This is a genomic window from Actinomadura kijaniata NBRC 14229 (genome assembly GCF_001552175.1).
Classification (GTDB): domain Bacteria; phylum Actinomycetota; class Actinomycetes; order Streptosporangiales; family Streptosporangiaceae; genus Spirillospora; species Spirillospora kijaniata.
In genome coordinates, this window is the sequence record NZ_BCQR01000009.1 from 22,951 (window position 1) to 42,049 (window position 19,099).

Annotated in this window: 19 protein-coding genes, 4 tRNA genes, 1 pseudogene and 1 CRISPR repeat array (1 of these 25 cut by a window edge); of the genes and pseudogenes, 3 read left to right on the forward strand and 21 right to left on the reverse strand. The window is 71.4% G+C overall.

All coding sequences use genetic code 11. The annotated features are described in order from the left end of the window. The 9 genes from AKI01S_RS03620 to AKI01S_RS03660 form a co-directional block, all read right to left on the reverse strand. A complete protein-coding gene (locus tag AKI01S_RS03620; RefSeq protein ID WP_157419639.1) occupies positions 1–705 on the reverse strand; it encodes a GntR family transcriptional regulator in 705 nt (234 codons plus the stop codon). Between the two features lie 199 nt (positions 706–904). Beyond that, positions 905–1,972, reverse strand: coding sequence for a UDP-N-acetylmuramate dehydrogenase (locus AKI01S_RS03625; protein ID WP_067812246.1), 1,068 nt, complete (start codon positions 1,970–1,972; stop codon positions 905–907). A 122-nt stretch (positions 1,973–2,094) separates the two neighbouring features. Beyond that, complete coding sequence (locus AKI01S_RS03630) at positions 2,095–2,520, reverse strand: MaoC family dehydratase (protein WP_067812248.1); 426 nt, start codon at positions 2,518–2,520, stop codon at positions 2,095–2,097. Next, positions 2,520–2,957: a MaoC family dehydratase N-terminal domain-containing protein gene (locus AKI01S_RS03635; RefSeq protein WP_067812250.1), complete on the reverse strand. Its 438-nt coding sequence runs from the start codon at positions 2,955–2,957 to the stop codon at positions 2,520–2,522. Before AKI01S_RS03635 ends, AKI01S_RS03630 begins: the two co-directional genes overlap by 1 nt. A gap of 327 nt (positions 2,958–3,284) precedes the next feature. Continuing rightward, the gene (rpmG, locus tag AKI01S_RS03640; protein ID WP_067812252.1) at positions 3,285–3,449 is read right to left on the reverse strand and encodes a 50S ribosomal protein L33; all 165 of its coding nucleotides are present in this window, start codon (positions 3,447–3,449) and stop codon (positions 3,285–3,287) included. A gap of 121 nt (positions 3,450–3,570) precedes the next feature. Next, positions 3,571–3,644: transfer RNA gene (locus AKI01S_RS03645), tRNA-Met, on the reverse strand. Between the two features lie 300 nt (positions 3,645–3,944). Next, positions 3,945–4,017: transfer RNA gene (locus AKI01S_RS03650), tRNA-Thr, on the reverse strand. Between the two features lie 163 nt (positions 4,018–4,180). Next, a tRNA-Thr gene (locus AKI01S_RS03655) sits at positions 4,181–4,256 on the reverse strand. 111 nt (positions 4,257–4,367) lie between these two features. Further along, positions 4,368–5,495, reverse strand: coding sequence for an acyl-CoA dehydrogenase family protein (locus tag AKI01S_RS03660; RefSeq protein ID WP_067812253.1), 1,128 nt, complete (start codon positions 5,493–5,495; stop codon positions 4,368–4,370). A 52-nt stretch (positions 5,496–5,547) separates the two neighbouring features. Here AKI01S_RS03660 and AKI01S_RS03665 point away from each other — a divergent pair, with 52 nt between their 5' ends. Continuing rightward, positions 5,548–6,576, forward strand: coding sequence for a hypothetical protein (locus AKI01S_RS03665; protein WP_067812255.1), 1,029 nt, complete (start codon positions 5,548–5,550; stop codon positions 6,574–6,576). On the opposite strand, the gene AKI01S_RS03670 is transcribed toward AKI01S_RS03665, so the two are convergent. The 11 genes from AKI01S_RS03670 to AKI01S_RS03725 all read right to left on the reverse strand — a co-directional run bounded on the left by AKI01S_RS03670 (position 6,573) and on the right by AKI01S_RS03725 (position 17,052). Then, positions 6,573–7,304 (reverse strand): hypothetical protein, encoded by a 732-nt coding sequence (locus AKI01S_RS03670; protein WP_369688698.1) that lies wholly within the window; start codon positions 7,302–7,304, stop codon positions 6,573–6,575. The genes AKI01S_RS03665 and AKI01S_RS03670 overlap by 4 nt on opposite strands. A 90-nt stretch (positions 7,305–7,394) precedes the next feature. Then, positions 7,395–8,219: an SAM-dependent methyltransferase gene (locus tag AKI01S_RS03675; protein ID WP_067812259.1), complete on the reverse strand. Its 825-nt coding sequence runs from the start codon at positions 8,217–8,219 to the stop codon at positions 7,395–7,397. A gap of 79 nt (positions 8,220–8,298) precedes the next feature. Then, positions 8,299–9,399, reverse strand: a complete 1,101-nt coding sequence (locus AKI01S_RS03680) for a DUF5753 domain-containing protein (RefSeq protein ID WP_157419640.1) — start codon at positions 9,397–9,399, stop codon at positions 8,299–8,301. Positions 9,400–9,625: 226 nt separating this feature from the next. Continuing rightward, a complete protein-coding gene (locus tag AKI01S_RS03685; RefSeq protein WP_067812262.1) occupies positions 9,626–9,913 on the reverse strand; it encodes a hypothetical protein in 288 nt (95 codons plus the stop codon). Beyond that, positions 9,910–10,458, reverse strand: a complete 549-nt coding sequence (locus tag AKI01S_RS03690) for an RNA polymerase sigma factor (protein WP_067812264.1) — start codon at positions 10,456–10,458, stop codon at positions 9,910–9,912. Before AKI01S_RS03690 ends, AKI01S_RS03685 begins: the two co-directional genes overlap by 4 nt. 475 nt (positions 10,459–10,933) lie before the next feature. Beyond that, on the reverse strand, positions 10,934–12,058 hold the full coding sequence (locus AKI01S_RS03700; RefSeq protein WP_067812267.1) for a CU044_5270 family protein: 1,125 nt from the start codon (positions 12,056–12,058) through the stop codon (positions 10,934–10,936). Then, the gene (locus AKI01S_RS03705; protein WP_083998841.1) at positions 12,055–12,648 is read right to left on the reverse strand and encodes an RNA polymerase sigma factor; all 594 of its coding nucleotides are present in this window, start codon (positions 12,646–12,648) and stop codon (positions 12,055–12,057) included. Before AKI01S_RS03705 ends, AKI01S_RS03700 begins: the two co-directional genes overlap by 4 nt. Before the next feature lie 225 nt (positions 12,649–12,873). After that, positions 12,874–13,314, reverse strand: coding sequence for a YybH family protein (locus AKI01S_RS03710; RefSeq protein ID WP_067812370.1), 441 nt, complete (start codon positions 13,312–13,314; stop codon positions 12,874–12,876). A gap of 80 nt (positions 13,315–13,394) precedes the next feature. Continuing rightward, complete coding sequence (sigJ, locus tag AKI01S_RS03715) at positions 13,395–14,276, reverse strand: RNA polymerase sigma factor SigJ (protein ID WP_067812271.1); 882 nt, start codon at positions 14,274–14,276, stop codon at positions 13,395–13,397. Next, positions 14,273–15,442 (reverse strand): NAD(P)/FAD-dependent oxidoreductase, encoded by a 1,170-nt coding sequence (locus AKI01S_RS03720; protein ID WP_067812273.1) that lies wholly within the window; start codon positions 15,440–15,442, stop codon positions 14,273–14,275. The genes sigJ and AKI01S_RS03720 overlap by 4 nt, the downstream gene beginning before the upstream one ends. A gap of 131 nt (positions 15,443–15,573) precedes the next feature. Next, entirely contained in the window at positions 15,574–17,052 is a 1,479-nt protein-coding gene (locus AKI01S_RS03725) for a DUF885 family protein (RefSeq protein WP_245681463.1), read from the reverse strand. Positions 17,053–17,260: 208 nt separating this feature from the next. Between AKI01S_RS03725 and AKI01S_RS03730 the strand changes: the two genes are divergently transcribed. Beyond that, positions 17,261–17,647 (forward strand): site-specific integrase, encoded by a 387-nt coding sequence (locus tag AKI01S_RS03730; RefSeq protein ID WP_067812274.1) that lies wholly within the window; start codon positions 17,261–17,263, stop codon positions 17,645–17,647. A 221-nt stretch (positions 17,648–17,868) separates the two neighbouring features. Here the strand turns inward: AKI01S_RS03730 and AKI01S_RS03735 are convergent. After that, positions 17,869–17,932 (reverse strand) — tRNA-OTHER (locus tag AKI01S_RS03735). A gap of 868 nt (positions 17,933–18,800) precedes the next feature. On the opposite strand from AKI01S_RS03735, the pseudogene AKI01S_RS54570 reads away from it, so the two are divergent. Next, positions 18,801–19,007, forward strand: a pseudogene (locus AKI01S_RS54570) (HD domain-containing protein); the annotation flags it as partial. A gap of 34 nt (positions 19,008–19,041) precedes the next feature. Continuing rightward, a CRISPR array of direct repeats spans positions 19,042–19,099; the repeat unit is 29 nt; unit sequence GTTCTCTCCGCGCAGGCGGAGGTGGTCCG; it runs 459 nt beyond the window's last position.

Here is a 19,099-nt window from a genome sequence, read left to right on the forward strand (position 1 = left end):
CTAGTCGGCGACCTCGTCGAGTTCGGGGCGCCACATCCCCTGGCGTTCCAGGTGGGCGACCAGCAGTTCGCCCGCGCGCATGATGTGGGCGCGCATCCAGGCCCCGGCCGCGGCGGGCGCGTCGCGGCGCAGCTCGGCCAGGACGCGCTGGTGGTCGTGGACGGCCAGGGCGGGCCAGTCGGGCAGCCGCGCGTACAGCCCGCGCGGCACGTACCGGCCGACCGAGGCCAGCGACCAGGCCAGCTTCGGCGACCCGGCGGCCTGGTTGATCTTCCGGTGGAAGTCGTGGTTGCGCTCCTCCACCAGGTCGGGACGGCCGGCGGCGGCCGCCTGCTCCAGGCTCCGCTGGATGGCGGCCAGCTCGCGCACGGTGTCGGTGGTGACGCGGGCGGCGGCGCGTTCGGTGAGTTCGGCGGCGATCGTCGCCTGCACCCAGAACAGGTCGGTGACGTCGCGTTTGGACAGCGGGGCGACGATGAAGCCGCGGCGTGGCTCCAGCTGCACGAAGCCCTCGCTGCGCAGCGACTGCAACGCCTCGCGCACCGGGGTGACGCTGATGCCGAACTCGGCGGCCAGCCGTTCCAGCCGGAGGAACTCGCCCGGCCGCACCCGACCCTCCATGATCAGCTCCCGGATCCGGGTGGCGACCTCGTCACTCAGCTGAGGGCGCAGTCCCAGTCCCGTCCGGGGACGCGGAATGGCCACGATCCTGTTCCGCCCCACCGGGGTCCTCCCGCGGTCGGGGGCACCGCGAGGGTGAAGAGAACCCCGTCCCTGATACACATCATGCGCGCGAACGGCTCGGGTGGGAACGCAGTGGACGCCTTCCGGCACGGGTAAATCAATTGCCAGAGGACAGCACTTCACGCAGAGAATTCATCCCTCGTGAGGCGCGCATCATTCGTCAGAGGGAGACCCCGACGAAGACGGGTTCGTTGACCAGTTCCACGCCGAACGCCCCGCGGACCCCGTCGCGGACCTCGCGGGCGAGCGCCAGCAGGTCGGCGGTGGTCCCGGCGTGGGGGTTGGTGAGCGCGAGGGTGTGCTTGGTGGAGATCCGGACCGGGCCGCGGGCGTGGCCCTTGGCGAACCCGGCGCGGTCGATGAGCCAGGCCGCGGAGGTCTTGGTGCGGCCGTCGGGCTCGGGGTAGCGCGGCGGGGCCGTGTCGGGGCCGAGGCGTTCGGCGACGCGGCGTTCCAGGGCGGCGAGCTGGTCGGGCTCCAGGATCGGGTTGGTGAAGAACGAGCCGGCGCTGCGGGTGTCGGGGTCGGCGGGGTCCAGCACCATGCCCTTGCCGCGCCGCAGCTCCAGGACGGCCTCGCGGGCCTCCTTCAGCGGGACGCGGGCGCCGGGCTCCACGCCCAGCGTGCGGGCGAGCTCGGCGTAGGCGACCGGGCGGGACTCCTCGGTCTCGCGCAGCGTGTAGGTGACGTCGAGGACGACGTACCGGTCCGAGCCCTTGAACACGCTGTGCCGGTAGGTGAAGCGGCACGCCTCGCGGTCCAGGGAGACGACCTTGCGGGTCCGCCGGTCGTAGGCGCGGACCTCGACGATCGTCTCGCTGACGTCCTGGCCGTAGGCGCCGACGTTCTGGATGGGGGTGGCGCCGACGCGGCCGGGGATGCCCGACAGGCACTCCACGCCCGACAGGCCCTCCTCGACGCAGCGCGCGACGAACGGGTCCCACTCCTCGCCCGCCTGCACGCGGACCGTGACGTGGCCGCCCTCGCCGGACAGCCGCTCGGTGCCGCGGGTCCCGACATGGACGACCGTTCCGGGGAAGCCGTCGTCGGAGACCACCAGGTTGCTGCCGCCGCCGAGCACCAGGACCGGTTCGCCGGCCTCGTCGGCGGCGCGGACGGCGGCGACCAGCTCGGCCTCGGTCGTGGCCTCGACGAACCGCCGGGCCGGGCCGCCCAGCCGCAGTGTGGTGTACCCGGCGAGGTTGACTTCTTCGGCGAAGACCGCCACGTGGTCTGTCCTCCCTGTAAGACGGCACGATCGCGTGCACCCGAGGGCGATGGTACGGGCCCCGGCCGCACGCGATCGCATGTCGGCGCGTTTCCTCGGCGTTCCGTCAGTCCCCGGAGGGCTCAGGCGAGGCGGACGACGGCCTTGGCGCGCGTCAGCACCTTCTGGTCGGCGCTGCGCGCGGTGAGCGCCACGACGACCCGGTTGTCGTCCAGCTTCTGCTCCACCTTGCCGGAGATCTCCAGCGTCGCGCCGCCCTCGTCGGGCACCACGACCGGGGCGGAGAACCGCACGCCGTAGTCCAGGACCGCGCCGGGGTCGCCGGCCCAGTCGGTGACGAACCGGCCGCCCTGCGCCATCGTGTACATGCCGTGCGCGATGACGTCGGGCAGGCCGACGGCCTTGGCGAGCGACTCGCGCCAGTGGATGGGGTTGAAGTCGCCGGAGGCGCCGGCGTACATCACCAGGTTCATGCGGTCGATCTGGTAGCTCTGGGCGGGGATCTCGGTGCCGACCTCGACGTCGGCGTACTTCACCTGCGCGGTCATCAGGCCCCCCGTTCCACGATCGTGTTGTAGGTCTTGCAGACCAGTTCGCCGTCGGCGGTCTTGATGTCGGTCTCGATGACCATCTTCTCGTTGTTGCCGATCGACTTGATCTCGGTGACGGTCGAGGTGCAGGTGAGCACGTCCCCGGCCCGGACCGGGCGGGTGTACTCGAAGCGCTGCTCGCCGTGCACGACCATCGCGTAGTTCAGGCCCAGGTCGGGGTCGGCGAGGGCCGGGTTGCCCAGCGACACCACGATCGGGAACGTCGGGGGCGCGATCACGTCGGGGTGGCCGAGGGCCTTGGCGGCCTCGGGGTCGCGGTAGACCGGGTTGCGGTCACCGATCGCGTCCGCGAACTCGCGGATCTTGACCCGGCTGACCTCGTAGGGCTCGGTGGGCGGGAACGTCCGCCCGATGAAATCACGGTTGAGTGCCATGCAATCCGTCCCTCCGCTTGCGTGAGAACCGTCGGACAGGGGCCGCGTGCCGGGTGCCCGCGCCCAAGCACCCGCTTACCGGTCGATCGGAAGGTAACAGAACGGTGTTCGGCGAGGGGGCGGCGGGGCGGCCGGAGAAGGGGCCGTAACGACGTTCAGCCCGCCTCGCGCGTGTTCATCTGCGAGAGCGGGCTGAAAAACGTCAGGGCAAGCTGTGCGTTCAGAAGCTGCCGGGGAGGAGAGCCGGAGTTATCGGGTCTCGCGGTGCGCACGGTGGGTGCTGGCCCCGTGTGGAAGCGCAGCGGGCAGTACTTCTACCGGCCTTGGTTACCGGGTTTCCCGGTGGGCGCGGTGGGTGCGGCAGTTGGGGCAGTACTTCTTGATCTCCAGGCGGTCCGGGTCGTTGCGCCGGTTCTTCCGCGTGATGTAGTTGCGGTGCTTGCACTCCTGGCAGGCCAGCGTGATCTTCGGCCGGACGTCGGTGGCAGCCACGATGGAGTGCCTTTCTGAGCTAGGGACAAGGACGTTGCGACGGCCGTCCTCGTGAGACGGCCGGTGGTTGGATCAACCCAGCGCTCTCGCCCCCCTGGTGGGGGGCGAGAGGCTCAGGTAGTAGCGAGGGCCGGACTTGAACCGGCGACACAGCGATTATGAGCCGCTTGCTCTGCCTGACTGAGCTACCCCGCCGTGATGGTCGCGGTGGACCGGAATGAAAGGATACCGGATGTTCACCGCACCCCGGAATCGTGAGGGCCCCGCGCGGGGGACTCAGGTCCGGGAGGTCCGTCACGGACCGGTTCCCAGATTACCCGCTGTCGCGGTGACCTGCGAATCGTCCGTTCGGACCGCAGGGACGCTATCACAGGGCGCCGGGGTGAGCGAAACGGTCCGCCGCCGGACCGCTGGCCGGCGACGCGTCCGGCGGCTCCGGGACGGGTCCGGGAACGACGAAGGGCGCCGCCCGCGGGTGACGCCCTCGTGGAACCGAGCCCCTTTACGGAATCGAACCGTAGACCTTCTCCTTACCATGGAGACGCTCTGCCGACTGAGCTAAAGGGGCAGGTCAGCAGCGCCCTTCCGGACGCGGCCACGCCAAGAATACACATTCCCGGGCATGCTCGGGCAACCCTTGCGGACCCCGGTCCACCGCGACGGGGCGGCATTCATGATCGACCCCGGAAACGACGAAAGCCGCATCCGTCACTCGGATGCGGCTGTCGCTCTGGAGCCCCTTTACGGAATCGAACCGTAGACCTTCTCCTTACCATGGAGACGCTCTGCCGACTGAGCTAAAGGGGCAGGTCCCGCCTCCGCTTCCTCCCGGTCGCGGCGACAGGTGTAACCATACATGGCCCGCGCGCCACATGCGAAATCATTGGCGGAGCGGGGGCGCGGGCCGCCGGCGGCCCGTCAGCGCAGCAGGGAGCGGGCGATGACGAGCTGCTGGATCTGGCTGGTGCCCTCGTAGATCCGGAACAGGCGGGCGTCGCGGTAGAAGCGTTCGACGGCGACGCCGCGCATGTAGCCCATGCCGCCGAAGACCTGGACGCCCCGGTCGGCGACGCGGCCGAGCATCTCCGAGCAGAAGTACTTGGCGCAGGACGGGCCGAGCTTGGTGTCCTCCCCGGCGTCGTAGGCGCGGGCGGCCTCCAGGACCATGGCGCGGCCCGCGTAGATCTCGGTCTGGGAGTCGGCGATGAGGCCCTGGACGAGCTGGTAGTCGCCGATGCGGTGGCCGCCCTGGTCGCGTTCCCTCGCGTAGGCGACGGTCTCGTCCAGGATGCGCTGCGCCAGGCCGACGCAGACGGCGGCGATGCTGAGGCGGCCGTGCGACAGCGAGGACATGGCGGTGCGGAAGCCGGTGCCCTCGGGGCCGACCATCGCGGTGGCGGGGACGCGGACGCCGTCGAGGAACACCTCGGCGGTGTGCGCGCCGCGCTGGCCCATCTTGGCGTCGGGCGGGCCGATCTCGAGGCCGGCGGCGCCGGCGGGGACCAGGAACGTGGAGACGCCCCGGCCCCCCGGTCCGCCCGTGCGGGCGAAGACCATGAACACGTCGGCCTCGGGGGCGTTGGTGATGAACCGCTTGGCGCCGTCGATCACGTAGTCGTCGCCGTCGCGGCGCGCGGCGGTGGTGAGGGTGCTGGGGTCGGAGCCCGCTTCGGCCTCGGTGAGCGCGAACGCCCCCACGACCTCGCCGGACGCCAGTCTCGGCAGCCACTCGGCCTTCTGCTCGGCGGTCCCGGCGTGCACGAGGACCTGCCCGGCGATGCCGTTGCCGGTGCCGAACATCGACCGGAACGCGGGGCTGGCGTAGCCGAGCTCGAAGACCAGCCGCACCTCCTCGCCCACCGTCAGGCCGAGCCCGCCGTACTCCTCGGGCAGCGCGTACCCGAACAGGCCCATCTCCCGGGCGGCGGCGCGGAGGTCGGCGGGGATGGCGTCGGTCTCCTCGATCTCCTCCTCGCGCGGGACGACCCGTTCGCGCACGAAGGCGCGGACGGCGGACAGTACGTCGGCGAAGTCCTGAGCATCCATGACCCCATCCTAGAATTTCGCTCTAGAATTGGGTATGCCAGGGTGATCCCCCATGAGTGAAATCCTCCAGCTCCTGGATGCCACCGTCCGGGCGGCGGTCGCCGAGGACCAGGCGTTCAGCGATCTGATGCCGCGGCTGATGCACGAGTCCCAGCAGGCTCCCCCCACCGTGCTGACGATGGGGATGACCCGGCTCGGCGAGGGGATCGCCGCCGCCCCGCCGAACCTGGGCTGCTGGCTGGCGATCATCGCGGGGGCGTGGGTCGAGAACGGCGCGGCCACGTTCGGCGTGGACGAGCCGGTGCTGCGCGCGCTGCTGACGGTGGCCGAGACCTCGGCGGCGTTCGAGGAGGCGTGGCGCTCGGCGTCCGGCGCCCCGGTGCCGAGCCCGGTCGACGGCGCCCCCTCGCAGGAGATCGTGAACACCGTCAGCCCGCACCTGCCCGACCCGGTGGGGGCGATGCTGTCGTGGTTCGCGATGGAGAAGTTCGCGCTGTCGGCGAACACGATGCTGTCGAGGTCGCCGCGACTGCGCGCCTCGGTGACCGACCGCGACGGCAAGGCGGCGCTGGTGGGGCGGCTCGCCGAGCACTGCCACCAGATGGGGTGGGTCGCCTCACTGCTGCGCGTCCTGGAGGACGAACGCCTGCTGGTGCTGGACCGCGCGACCGGCCGGGGCTGGACGGTGACGATCGGCGGGATCGGCGACAACTTCCAGCTGCACGTGCTGCTGGGCGGGGTGCTGCTCGGCCGTTCCTACGGGATGCCCGGCGACCCGTACCCGCCGGAGGTGATCGCCTGGTTCACCGACACCGACGCCCCCGACGACCCGCCGATCATCGAGAGCCCGTGGGGCCTGCACGACGCCCACGGCGAACGCGTCTACAACGAGGGTGCGCCCGCCGACATCCCCGCCGTGGCCGGGACGCGCGTGCTCGTGCTGGACCCGCCGCCCTACCGGCACACGTTCAAGGCCGGCCGCAAGCACCCGATGCTGCCCGGCTCGCTGACGCTGGACGGCCTGCACCTGCCCGAGGACCTGACCGGCTGGTGGCCGCACATCAAGCCCGCCGCCGGCTAGAACCGCAGCAGCACGGCGGTGGCGTCGTCGAACCGCTTGCCGCGCCCACCGGGGTCGGTGGCGCGTTCGACCTCCCGCGTCCGCCGGATGACCTCCCCCGGCCCGCCCCGGTCGAGCAGGTCGAGCAGGCCGTCCCAGCCGAGCAGCCCGAACCTCTCGACCAGGCGGGCGGCGCCGTCGCTGAAGACGCCCACGCGCCGGACGCGTTCGACGGGCAGCGCCCCGGTCAACGCCTCGTAGGCCGCCTCGGGCCGGGTGCCGGCGACCCAGAACCCGCCCTCGTTGTTGCGCGCGGCCCGCACCGCCTCCAGCGTGTAGGAGGGCAGGCGGTCCACGCGGTCGTCGCGCACGACGACGAGCCCGCCGTCGTCCACGACCACGGGGGAGTCGGCGAGCACCAGCCACTCGACGAGCCCGTCCAGCACCCGCACCATCGCCACGGTGGCCGAGGGGCTGTCGGGGTTCCCGAGGTCGCAGGCCGGGTGCATCTCCCCCACGGCCTTGATGCCCTCGGCGAGCAGGTCGGCGAGCGGTTCGCCGCCCTCGACGGCGAGGCGTCCGCCCAGGAAGCCGCCGAGCCGCCGCACGAGCCATCCCGGATCGTGCGCGCATCCCGAGTCGATCCCGGGTGGGGCGGTGGCGCCGTCCAGCACCACCGCCCAGCGTGGTCCGGCGACGACGAAGTCCTCGTTGACACGGCCCGGTGTGGCCTCACTTCCGAAACTCACCCGCACGCCCCGGTCCTCCCCCGTCCCTTCCACCGCCAATCGCCACAAGCCTCTACCTACCAGGGCACAGTTCCGGGGCGGGGCCGGGCGTCACGGCTTGCGGGCGACCCCGCAGAAGGCGTCCACGTCCTTCGGCGGGACCGGGCCGGGGTCGGGACGCCACCGCTGCAACGGCACCACCCCGGGCTCGACCGGCTCCAGTCCCTCGAAGAACCCGGCGATCCGCTCGGGGCTGCGCAGCCGGTAGGGGATCGCGCCGGTGTCGTCGTAGCCCTGCTGGGCCTCCAGGAACGCCGGGTCGGTCGCGGTGCCGTCGTAGAGGGCGAGGAAGCTGCCCGAGGGCAGCGGCTCCAGCAGCCGCCGGACGATCGACCGGGCCTCGTCGTGGTCCTCGACGTGCCCCATGATGCCCATCAGCATCAGCGCAACCGGACGGTCGAAGCCCAGCAGCTTCCCGGCCCGCGTCAGGATGTCCTCGGGCTCGTGCAGGTCGGCGTCGATGTAGTGGGTGGCGCCCCGGGGATGACTGGTGAGCAGGGCGCGGGCGTGGGTGAGGACGAGCGGGTCGTTGTCGACGTAGACGACGTGGGCCTCGGGCGCGACGCGCTGGGCGACCTGGTGGGTGTTGTCCTCGGTGGGCAGCCCGGTGCCGATGTCGAGGAACTGCCGGACGCCCTCCTCGGCGGCCAGGTAGGTCACGGCGCGTCCGATGAAGGCCCGGGACGCGCGCGCCAGCTCGCGGATGGCCGGGAACGTCGCGGCGTACCGGTCCCCGGCCTCCTGGTCGACGGGGAAGTTGTCCTTGCCGCCGAGCCAGTAGTTCCAGATCCGCGCCGAGTGCGGAACGGTGGTGTCGATCCCCTCGAAGAGATCCTTTTCCGCCTCGATCCAGAATTCCCGCTCGTTGTCGGCCATCGCTCGCCTCCGTGCCGCCGGACTCCCTTTCGCCTGCCATCAGAACAGACCGGACGCGCCGGCGCACGGGCCGGGAATCTCATGGCTGGAGCCGGTCACGGATCTCCCGCAGGAGTTCCAGGCTCCTGCTCGGCGGGAGGGCCGCTATCTGCAGGTCGAAAATGCTCTTCGTGAAGTGGGCGACGTCGTCGTTGTCGTGCAGGTAGAGCCCGTGGTCCTGCTGTTCCAGGTACACCAGGTCGCCGTACCGGGACTCGCCGAAGCGCAGCAGGGTCGTCGGGCCGGCGGTGATGATGCGTTCGGCGTCCCCGGTCCGCACCACCTGCACGACGACGTGCCGGACCTCGGCCATGGCGATCAGGTGGTCCACCTGGTCGCGCAGCACGCCGGGGAAGGGGCCCGGCTCCAGGACGCGTTCGTCGATGACGGCCCAGTAGTTGAGCGGGTCGGTGCGGTGCAGCACCTGCCGGCGGCGCATCCGCAGCTCCACGCGGCGGTCCAGCTCGGCCGCCGAGGCGTGGGGCAGGTCGTCGGCGATGACGTACCGCGCGTAGTCCGGGGTCTGCAGCAGGCCGGGGACGCGGCGGGCCGCGTACGTGTGAACGTCCCTGAGCTCGGGCTCCAGCGTCAGGTACGGCCCGAACCAGCCGGGGACGATGTCCCGGAACCCATGCCACCACGCGTCGGAGCCGCGCCGCCGGATCTCTTCGAGGAGCCTCCCCACCTCCGCCTGCTGCGCGGCGCGGCCGCCCGGTCCGCCGGGGCACAGGGCGTTCAGGTCGACGTCGGGACGGTCGGCGCCGGGGTCCTCCGCCCGCGGGGACGGCGCGCCGTTCCGCGGCGAGACCGCCGACAGCCCGGCGTGGTAGCAGCGGTGCAGCTCGTCCCGCGGCACCATGTCGGCGGTGTCGAGGCCCCTCTCCTTCGCGATGAGGTGCAGCACCGCCCACAGCGTCTCCACCGCCCGCCACCGCAGGCCGCGCTTGTGCTTGCCGAGCAGGATGTCGTTGGCCGTGGACTTGCCCATCGCCTCGATCAGCACGCCCTCGGGCCCGCGCCGCCCGTCGTTCTCCCCCGCGACCTTCGCGATGGTGGTGTAGGAGGGTTCACCCGCGACGCCGTGACAGCGCCTGAGCAGGAAGACCACCGCCGCATACCGATCCGTACGACTCTCGTTCATCATTCCGGGGTCCATTCGATCTTGCGCTGTCCTCACCACCGCCCCGCATCGAACATGCTGCCAGCAAATCGCCACGAATTCCGGTCATGCGCCACAAAACCCGCCAGCATCACCACCAGCTAAAACCGTATAAATAGGCTAATCCCCGCAAATAGAACATCCCTTTCCGCGGGACGGGCCCGGCTCTCCCCGAGGAGCCGGGCCTGTCCCACGGATCGGCGGTCCCTCAGCCAGTACCGCGGCGCGACCGGACGGGCTCGGCCACGGTCAGCTCGCAGCCGTCCTCACCGCAGGAGCGGCGCAACCGGCCCATCGACACGGTCTGCACCAGCCCGATCGCCCAGCAGGTCGGGCAGCCGCGCAGCGCGAGCAGGCCGACCGGCGCGAGCAGCAGGCCGACCGGCCCCAGCACCGGCAGCAGCGCGACCGAGCCGACCAGGGCGCTGAAACCCACCGCGCCGCGCAGCAGGTGCCGGGCGAGCGACGCGCTCGCGAAACTCCGTCCACCGGTCATCCGCCGCCTCCTCGGTCCGTTCCCTGAAGGGTGCGCTGCACGGTCGCGCGGGCGCGGTGCAGCCGTGACTTCATCGCGGGGAGGCTGAGGCCGAGCGCGTCGGCGACCGCCCGTCCGCTGTGCCCCTGGACGTCACGCATGATCAGCACGCGGCGCTGGTCGGCGGGCAGGGCGGCGATCGCGGCCGCCACCCGGCCCGCCTCCAGGCGCCGCAGCGCCTCCTCCTCGGCCGACACCGCGCCGGTGTCGGGGGGCGGCTCGCGGTGCCGCGGCGCCGGCCGCGCCCGCCGCAGGCACTCGTTGCGCACGATGCGGAACATCCACGAGGCCAGCGCGCCGGAGGCCCGCAGCGTCCCGATCCTGCGGTACAGGATGATCAACGCTTCCTGCGCGGCGTCCTCGGCGTCCTCGGGCGAGGCGCACAGCGAACGGGCGAAGCGCCGCACGTGCGGGTGCGAGCCGGACACCAACGCGGTGATCGACTCGACGTCCCCGCCCTGCGCGGCGGCGATCAGCTCCGCGCCGGGCCAGCTCGTCTCAGCCACGCGAGCGCCTCCGGCGCGCCAGGGTCACACCGCACGCGCAGACGAGCACGGCCACGACGACGGCACCAATGATCATGACAACCTCCCGGTCCCGCCCCGGCACAGTCGCCGGGACCCCCATGAGAGGCCGCGACACCCGCAAAGGATTCACCCCACGATCCTCTCGCCCGGCGCCCCACCCGTCCGCCCCGGCGAGAGAGCGAAATCGAGTCCACCGCGAACGGCCGTGCTCGGCGGCGTCCAGACCCCCCACGGTCACCTGCAAGCGGGCGATGACCGGCGCCAAGGTCGTGGACACGGTGCGCGCGTTCGTACGGATGGCGACCGCGACCCCGGCCTTGGAGCTCCCGGGCAAAGCCAACGGGCCTCCGGTGGGGTGCCGGAGGCCCTTGGCAGGCGGTTCGGTGTCATCGAGTGCGCCGGCCCTCGCCCACGCCGTGGGGACCGCCGGGCGATGGGCGGGTCCGGGCGGGGGTCACCGGGGCGGGCTCCCGGGCTTCGTGTCGCTCCACGTGGCGCTGATCCGAACGCGGGAGTTCATCACCTTCGGCATGTCGGCTCCCGGCTTGACGGTCGTCGACACGGATGCGAGCAACTCGCCGGTGCCGGGGGCGAAGATGATCCGTTCCATGGTCGTGACCGGTCCCCGGCCCCCGCGGGCGGACGTGCTCCGGGGGGCCTCCAGCGCCACCCCGGGGCGGCCGATCGGGTCGGTGACCCTGCCGACCGCGCGGACCCCCGGGGTCCCGGTGAGCATCCTGATCAGGCCCGCCCACACCTTGGGGGGCAGAGGCAGGTCGGAGACGGCTCCGCTGAGCCGGTCGATGTCCTCCCCCGGCCCCGTCGCGATCGTCCGCTTCCCGAGGTCGGGCAGGAAGATCTTCCTGAGCGCCTCGGGGTCGGTGGGCAGTTCCTGGATCTGCCGGGCCGAGAACTCCTTGCCCGGGCCCGGGACGAAGAACTTGCCCGAGTTCGAGTCGCGCTTGCCGGCGTCCTCCTTCCAGGGCGTGCCCCCGATCTTGTAGTAGTCCGGAAACTTCTTCGGGAGCTCCTGGTAGGGGAAGGTCCGTGGTGAGCCCGCCTTCTTCCACAGGGCCTCGTCCCTGGGGGTGAGCGGGCGCCTGGGCAGGTCGCGGGACCAGATCGCCGAGTTGCGGGCCCGGTCGTGGGTCCGGTCCCGCGCCTGCCACTGCCAGAGCTCGTCGCAGACCGCGATGAAGTACGTGCCGACCTCGTGCCTGACCGGCAGCGAGAAACAGGACCGGTCATGGACGGTCAGGTAACGGCCCGTCGCCCGCCGTTCCGCCTGGTGCGCGGCCGCCAGGACCATCTGCCTGGCGTCGGGCGGCGCCGCGGCGGGTCCGCTCCCCTGGCGGCCCGGCGTGCCGTCGCCGACACCGACGACGGCGGCCGCGACCGCCGCGGTCGCCGCGGTCGCCGCGGCGGTGAGGGCGAAGGCCGTCGTCCGGCGGCGCCGACGGCGGGGCGGGTGGGCGTTTCCATCCAGCATCCGGGCCCGTGCCCGGGCCTTGTTCAGTGGGTCGTAGGAGACCTCTTCGGGACGGATCGCACGGATCAGGTCGATCTCATCGTGGGTCATGCCCATGCCTCCTCGAACATGCTGGTGGGGTCGATGCCGCCGAGTCCCCGGCGGACCTTCTTGCGGATCCGGTGCAGCCGCGACCGGACGGTGCCGACCGGCACACCCAGCGCCTGGGCGGCCTGTTCGTAGCTCAGCTCGGCCCACGCGATCAGGAGCAGCAGGTCCCGGTCGGCGGCCGACAGTTTCGCGATCACGGCCCGCAGCCGGGGCTGCATGCTCTGCGCAGCGATCCTGGCGGTGCTGCGTTCGTCGAACGACTCGGTGGCGTGGGCCGCCGGGGTGCGGGCGAGCATGCGGTGCCGCCGGGTCTCGGCCCGCCGATGGTCCTTGATCAGGTTCGACGCGATCCCGTACAGCCAGGGCCGCGCGTCGGTCTGGTCCAGGTCGTAGTCGCCGCGCCTGCGGAAGGCGACCAGGAACGTGTCGGCGACGACGTCGTCGGCGGTTCCGGCTCCCAGCCGCCAGGCGACATAGCGGTGGATCTCCTCGGAATGCCGATCGAAGATCACGGCGAACCGTTCCGGTTCGGCGCGGGACGCCGCGATCGACGCGGCGTCGTCCTCGTCAGAGGGTGGAGGGGCGGTCACAGGTGCGATTCCTCTCGCAGGAGGTCAGAACACCCCGTACTTGGGCGGACCCTACCTACCGGTTCCCTTTTCTTTTCTCGCGGCCGCAGCGCCCGCCGAGACGGATTCCCCCGCCACCGGCGAAGGCCCGGCCGTCGGCCGGGCCTTCGTCATGGCGTCCGTCTTCGCCGGGTCGCGCACCGAACGAAGCCGGAACGACCGCCGGGGGGCGGTCCCCTCGACCCGTCAGGGTTCGAGGTCGGTCACCCCTCTGCCGCTCCGCATGTCGAACGGCACGGACACCTGGTCGTGCACGATCAGCCATTCGCCGTCGATCTTCCGGAAGCCGAAGGTGGCCCGGACCCACATGCCCTTCGTGACCGTCCCGTCCTTCAACGTGCCGCTCAGCCGGCCGAAGCCGTGCCCGAACGCCACGTCGTCGCCCACGGTGAACGTCAGGTCCGAAACCTCGTAGCTCGCCTCCTCGAAGAGCAGGAACACGTTCGCCCAGTTCTTCGCCTTCGCCTCCACCCCCACGTGCTGTAGCGGCGGCTCCACGTCGAAGGAGACGACGTCCGCCGCGTAGAGCCGTTTCAGGGCCTCAAGATCCTTGGTCCTGATCCCTTCGACGATCTCGTCGATGTGACGCCTGATCCTGCTCTCGTCCGTCTCGCGTTGCGTCGGCATCGCCACTCGTCCTTCCTGTTCCAGCATGAGAACTCGGCCCACTCCTATGACGACGCAGCCGCCCGGAGTGTGAGGCGCCGCTACCGGCTGATCCGGCGGGGCGCCTCCAGCGCGAGGAGCTTGTCGGGGTTGCGGACGACGTAGAAGTGGGTGATCTTCTCGTCGGCGACGTCGGCCAGGAAGACGGCCTCCAGGCGGTCGCCGCCGTAGGCGGCGAGCGCGGGCGTGCCGTTGCAGTTCACGAACTCGATCCGCACGTCCTCGCGGAAGATGCCCAGGACGAGCGTCACCACCCTCTCCGCGCCCACCACCGGCCGGCGCACCGCGCTCACCTTGCCGCCGCTGTCGGCGGTCCAGGTGACGTCGGGGGCGAGCAGCGCGAGCATGCCCTCCATGTCACCGGTGGCCACCGCCGCCATGAACCGCTCGGTGATCCGCGCGGCCCTGGCGGCCCCCGCGGGCTGGAACCGCCTGCGCCGCGCCCGTACGTGCTCGCGGGCGCGGTGCGCCACCTGGCGCACCGCGACGACGGACTTGCCCACCGCCTCGGCGATGTCGTCGTAGCCGAAGCCGAACACCTCGCGCAGGACGAACACCGCGCGCTCGTCGGGGGTGAGCGTCTCCAGCAGAACGAGCATCGCCATCGACACCGACTCGGTGAGCACCACGTCCGCCGAGGGGTCGTGCTCGTCGAGCAGCAGCGGCTCGGGCAGCCACACACCGACGTAGTCCTCGCGGCGGCGCGCGCCGGCCCGCAGCGCGTTGAGCGCCTGGCGGGTCACCAGCCGTCCCAGGTACGACCTGGTGTCGTAGACCCTCGACAGATCCACCTCCGCCCACCGCAGGTAGCTGTCCTGCAGCACGTCGTCGGCCTCCGTCGCCGAACCGAGGATCTCGTAGACGATCGTGAACAGCAGCGGCCGCAACAGTGTGAACCGTTCGGCGTGCTCGTCGGTGGTCATGACGCCGCGGTCATCCCGGCGGCCCCCCGCCCGACGCTCTTCAGGTCGATGGCACCGGGGTCACGGGCCTCCAGGGTGATGCCCAGCACCGCGTTGCGGCACAGCCGCTCCTTGAGATCCGCGGCCTCGGGCCCGTCGAGGATGGAGTCCAGAGGGGCGTCGTCCCGGTCGGAGTACTGCATCACGCCGGCGTTCCGGCCCAGGCTGACGCACGATCCCTTGAAGACCACCTCCGCCACGGCGGGCGTGGTCCCCGCGATGCGGCTCAGCACGGCGTCGGCGGCCTGCACGCCGAGCGACCCCGCGGCCTGGCAGCTCATCCGCGGCGGCCGCCCCGACGGCGAGGCGGCATCGCCCGCCGCGATGACGCGGTCGTCATCGGCGCTGACCAGCGTTTCGTCCGTGACCAACCGGCCGAGCGCGTCGACGCGCAGCCCGCTGGCCGCCGCCAGGCCCGGCACGCCGAAACCGGCCGTCCAGATGGTGAGTGCGCCCTGCCGTACCGATCCGTCGGTGAGGACGACCGCGTCCTGCCGTACCTCGGCCACCACACCGGTCTCCAGCACGGTGACGCCGTGCTCGGACAGCCACGTCGCGACGGATCGGCGGCCGGTGGCGCTGAGTGCCGGAGCCAGGGTCCCGCCGCAGACCAGGGTGACCGCGCGCCCTTGGCCAGCGAGCTCGGCGGCGGTCTCGACGCCGGTCAGCCCGCCGCCGACCACGGTGATCGGGGCGTCGGCCGGCAGCTCCGCCAGCCCGGCGCGCAGCAGCCGGGCGTACTCGAACTCGGCGACGGAGTGGGCGAACTCGGCCGCGCCCGGCACCGAGGCGGGGACCGCGCCGGTGCTGCCGACCGCGTAGACGACGTAGTCGTAGTCCAGCGTGCGGCCCGACGCCAGCTCCACCGTGCGGGAGGCGGTGTCGATGCGGATGGCCTTGTCGACCACCAGCCGGACGCCGTCACCGAGCAGCGTGCCGTAGTCGATCGCCGCGTCGTAGTCGCCGGCCGCGAACTGGTGCAGCCGGATCCGCTCGACGAACTCCGGGCGGGAGTTGACCAGGGTGACGCCGACGTCGGCGCGCATGCGCAGGCGGTTGGCGGCGAGCGTTCCCGCGTAGCCTCCGCCGATGACCACGACCTTGTGAAGGGTGCTGTGTTCGACCATGCCCCTCAAGACACCGAAAACCGACGCGACGTGACACGTCGTGGCACTGGCCACCGCATCTGCACCACCTCCATGCGGACGTACTGTCTCCCGTTTCTTGCGTTGCGGGGGGCAGATGGGTGCCTGGGCGTTCAACGCAGCGCGGCGTCCAGCAGGCCGATCGGCGGCGCGCCCAGCGTGAGCAGGGCGCGGTGGAAGCGGGGCAGCGAGAACCCGGACCCCCATTCGGCCTTCGCGCGTTCACGCAGGTCCAGGATCGCCATGCGTCCCCAGGAGTAGGCGACGGTCAAAGGATCGCGCAGCACGCGCGCTGCGGCGACGCGGGCGGCATGGCCGGGGACGAACGCGTCGGCCTCGAACCGGTGGGCGGCCTCCTCCAGAGTCATCGCGCCGGTGTGCAGGCCGACCGCGCAGCTCAACCGGGTCAGTCGCAGCAGCGCGTCGCGCGCCACGGCGACCTCGAAGCGAGGGTCGCCCGCCCGGAACCCCTCCTCCAGGGCGAGTTGCTCGGTGTAGTGGGCCCAGCCCTCGGTGAACGTCTCGGAGAACAGCGTCCTGCGCACCTCACCGACCGCGCGGCGCAGTGCGCGGCCGTGGGAGAAGTGGCCGGGCGCGACCTCGTGCAGGACGATGTTGGCCAGTCCGGCCCGGTGGTAGTGGGTGAGCCACTGCCGACGGCGGTCCAGGGGCCAGGACGGGTCGGGCGGTGTCACGCGAAACCAGCTCGGCCCGTCGGGTTCGTGCGGCGCCGCACACGTCATCGTGGCGACTTGCCAGTGCTGCCCCGGCGAGGTCGGGCCGACCAGGCACTCTCCGTCGTCGTAGGGGACGAGGCCGTGCCGCGCCGCCCACTCCCGCGCCTCCTGCACCAGCGCGGCGGTCTCGGCGACCAGGTCACCGGCGGCCGGGTGATCGGCCAGCAGCGCCGCGACGGTCGCGGGGGCGTCCGCCGACGCGTCGATCCGGCGGCAGGCGTCCTGGAGCCGTGCCCGCCACGTGCGCCGTTCAGCGTCGGCGCGGTCGGCGAGGCGGTCGAGGTCGACCTCCACCGCCTCGGTCACCGACAGCAGCCGGGTCAGCGGGACACGCCCCATGGGTTCCAGCGGGGCGGTCGCCCTGGCCAGGTGCGCGGCGAACCGGTCGAGCGCGTCCCGGGCCGCGGGGTCGGCGGCATGGACGGCCAGGCGGGCGGTGGTGTCCGCGGCGTCCCGCGCGTGGTCGGCCGAGACCCCGTCCAGGGCCTTGATCGCGGCGTCCACGGCGTCGGGCCAGGCCCGCAGGTGGTCGCGGCGGGCCGCCGCACGCTGCTCGGCGGGCGCGTAGTCCCGGTCGTAGCAGGACGGATCCAGGTTGGCCAGGTGCAGGGACGGGTCGCGCCGGTGCAGTTCGAGCTCACCGAACCGCACCCGCAACGTCTCCTCGGCCGCTCCGAGCCGCGCCTCGTCGTCGGGATCGGAACAGGGCTTCCCGCCAAGCACGGCCAGCCCCTGGCGGACCCCGTCGGGTGACAGGTCCTGGAGCACTCCGTCGTAGTCGTGAAGGCCCGCCTGTTCGCGCGCCACCGGCACCATCAGCGAGCACACCGCCCGCAATCGAATATCCGTGATCACGGAGCCAGGCTCCCGACTCACCTCGGCCCCCCACAATGACCAATTCCACCGCCCTTCCATGGACCAATCCCGCCCGACGCCCACTCCGGCACTCTCCCCCGCCGCTTCCGGAGCGCGGCTGGGGCTAACCAAGTCGCTTCCTGAGACCAACTCGCGCTGGCCGGACAGTGGGACGACGCATGAGAAACGCGGGCTCAAGCTGCGGCCCGTGAACGAGGTCCGAAGGGTCTCCATCCCGCCCGTCCTGGTGAAGATGCTCAGAGAGCACATCGCGGAGTTCGGGACGGCTCCGGATGGTCGGCTCTTTCAGACCGAACGCGGTGGCGTCGTCGGCTCGACCGCCTACGGAGACGTGTGGGCCGCAACCCGCGCGCTGGCGTTCACTCCGGCACAGTTCGCTTCGCCCTCGGCGCGGCGGCCGTACAACCTGCGGCATGCGGGGGTGTCGCCGCGGCTGAACGCGGGCGTTCCGGCAACCGATGTCGCCGAGGAAGCGGGCCACAGTCTCAAGGTCTTGTTGGACATCTACGCCAAGTGCATCGAGGGCCAGCAGGAGCAGGCGAACAAGCGGATCGACGGCGCGTTGGGCGAGTGATCGTGCCGAATACGCGCCGACAGACGGAAGGGCTCCGGATCATCCCGAAGCCCTTCGCTATTCCTGATGCCACCTGGGAAAGCTCCCTTGGCCCATCCCGCGCATATCCCGCGACCAGCGACAGACGGCGGCACATCGTGGCATCCGGCTGCACTGGCGGGTTCCGGAAAGGCCAACGGCCCCGGACCATACGTGCTGGTCAGGGGCCGTTCCCACTGAGGTGGCGGGTGCAGGGTTCGAACCTGCGTAGGCTAAGCCGACGGATTTACAGTCCGCTTGCCCGCCTACTCGCGCACCTAGCGTGGCCTGGGCGACCTCCAAAGTTGCGGCGAACGCAAATGCCCTTGGGGCCCAAATAGGTCACCACAGCAACGAAAGCGCCCCTGAAGCCAGCCCGTCCTCGCCCGCGCGGGGAGCGCTTCAACCGCACATCCACATGGTCGTCCACGCCGAACCACCTCCACTCGCGCGGAGAGAACAGGTCGACGACCTTTCGGACGAGGTCTTCCTGCGGATCACCTCCGCTCGCGCGGAGAGAACCCCGTGGACGTGGCCGACATCTCGGGGGCCGACGGACCACCTCCGCTCGCGCGGAGAGAACGCCCCAACAGGTCACCAGCTCAGAAGGTAGCCCGGACCACCTCCGCTCGCGCGGAGAGAACGTGCCGTTCGGCGTGATGCCGGTCAGCGTGGCCGGACCACCTCCGCTCGCGCGGAGAGAACCGGACCATTGTGATCCGGATCCCGTCTGTGATCGGACCACCTCCGCTCGCGCGGAGAGAACCCAAGGGCGAGCACGTCGAGTCCGTGCAGGCGCGGACCACCTCTGCTCGCGCGGAGAGAACAGGGCGCCGCCGCCGTCGGGCAGCGCGTCGTACGGACCACCTCCGCTCGCGCGGAGAGAACGGGGCCGCGTCCATGCAGTACATGCTGAAGAACGGACCACCTCCGCTCGCGCGGAGAGAACACTTAGTGACCTGCGCTTAAAGACCACCGTTACCATTCTGCAACCTCACGCTGCGGTGCGGGTGAACAGCGGTCATGGAAGCAGCTTAGAGGGGCTCCTCACATTCTGTCGGTGGCATGTGATGCGGTGGGCGATGACAGTGCTGCCGTTTTGGAGCTGCCCATGCCGCCTCAAGGCCCTCCACAGATGTTGAGTGTTGATGCGCGCCTGTGGGGCAAGCACGCTGGGCTCCCAGCCCCTTACCCTGCGGTCTGTCACCTCGTCGACACCGCTGCAGTGGCCGGAGCCCTCTGGGATGCGTGGGTCGATGGCCTTCCCACACTTCAGTCTGGCCCCTTCAGCAAGATCTCCAGAGAAGAGGCGCGCTCTCTTATCTGTTTCTGGGCTGGCCTGCACGACCTGGGCAAGGTCTCTCCGTCGTTTCAGGGTTCTCTCCGCGCAGGCGGAGGTGGTCCGGCCGCCGAGCAGTGCGCCGCGAGCGCCCC

What these genes read in the sequence shown, in the direction of transcription:
- AKI01S_RS03630 (WP_067812248.1), bottom strand. Translation starts at nt 2,520, where the DNA reads ATGACCGCGCAGGTGAAGTACGCCGACGTCGAGGTCGGCACCGAGATC.
- AKI01S_RS03635 (WP_067812250.1), bottom strand. Translation starts at nt 2,957, where the DNA reads ATGGCACTCAACCGTGATTTCATCGGGCGGACGTTCCCGCCCACCGAG.
- AKI01S_RS03660 (WP_067812253.1), bottom strand. Translation starts at nt 5,495, where the DNA reads ATGGATGCTCAGGACTTCGCCGACGTACTGTCCGCCGTCCGCGCCTTC.
- AKI01S_RS03665 (WP_067812255.1), top strand. Translation starts at nt 5,548, where the DNA reads ATGAGTGAAATCCTCCAGCTCCTGGATGCCACCGTCCGGGCGGCGGTC.
- AKI01S_RS03675 (WP_067812259.1), bottom strand. Translation starts at nt 8,219, where the DNA reads ATGGCCGACAACGAGCGGGAATTCTGGATCGAGGCGGAAAAGGATCTC.
- AKI01S_RS03680 (WP_157419640.1), bottom strand. Translation starts at nt 9,399, where the DNA reads ATGAACGAGAGTCGTACGGATCGGTATGCGGCGGTGGTCTTCCTGCTC.
- AKI01S_RS03685 (WP_067812262.1), bottom strand. Translation starts at nt 9,913, where the DNA reads ATGACCGGTGGACGGAGTTTCGCGAGCGCGTCGCTCGCCCGGCACCTG.
- AKI01S_RS03700 (WP_067812267.1), bottom strand. Translation starts at nt 12,058, where the DNA reads ATGACCCACGATGAGATCGACCTGATCCGTGCGATCCGTCCCGAAGAG.
- AKI01S_RS03710 (WP_067812370.1), bottom strand. Translation starts at nt 13,314, where the DNA reads ATGCCGACGCAACGCGAGACGGACGAGAGCAGGATCAGGCGTCACATC.
- sigJ (WP_067812271.1), bottom strand. Translation starts at nt 14,276, where the DNA reads ATGACCACCGACGAGCACGCCGAACGGTTCACACTGTTGCGGCCGCTG.
- AKI01S_RS03720 (WP_067812273.1), bottom strand. Translation starts at nt 15,442, where the DNA reads ATGGTCGAACACAGCACCCTTCACAAGGTCGTGGTCATCGGCGGAGGC.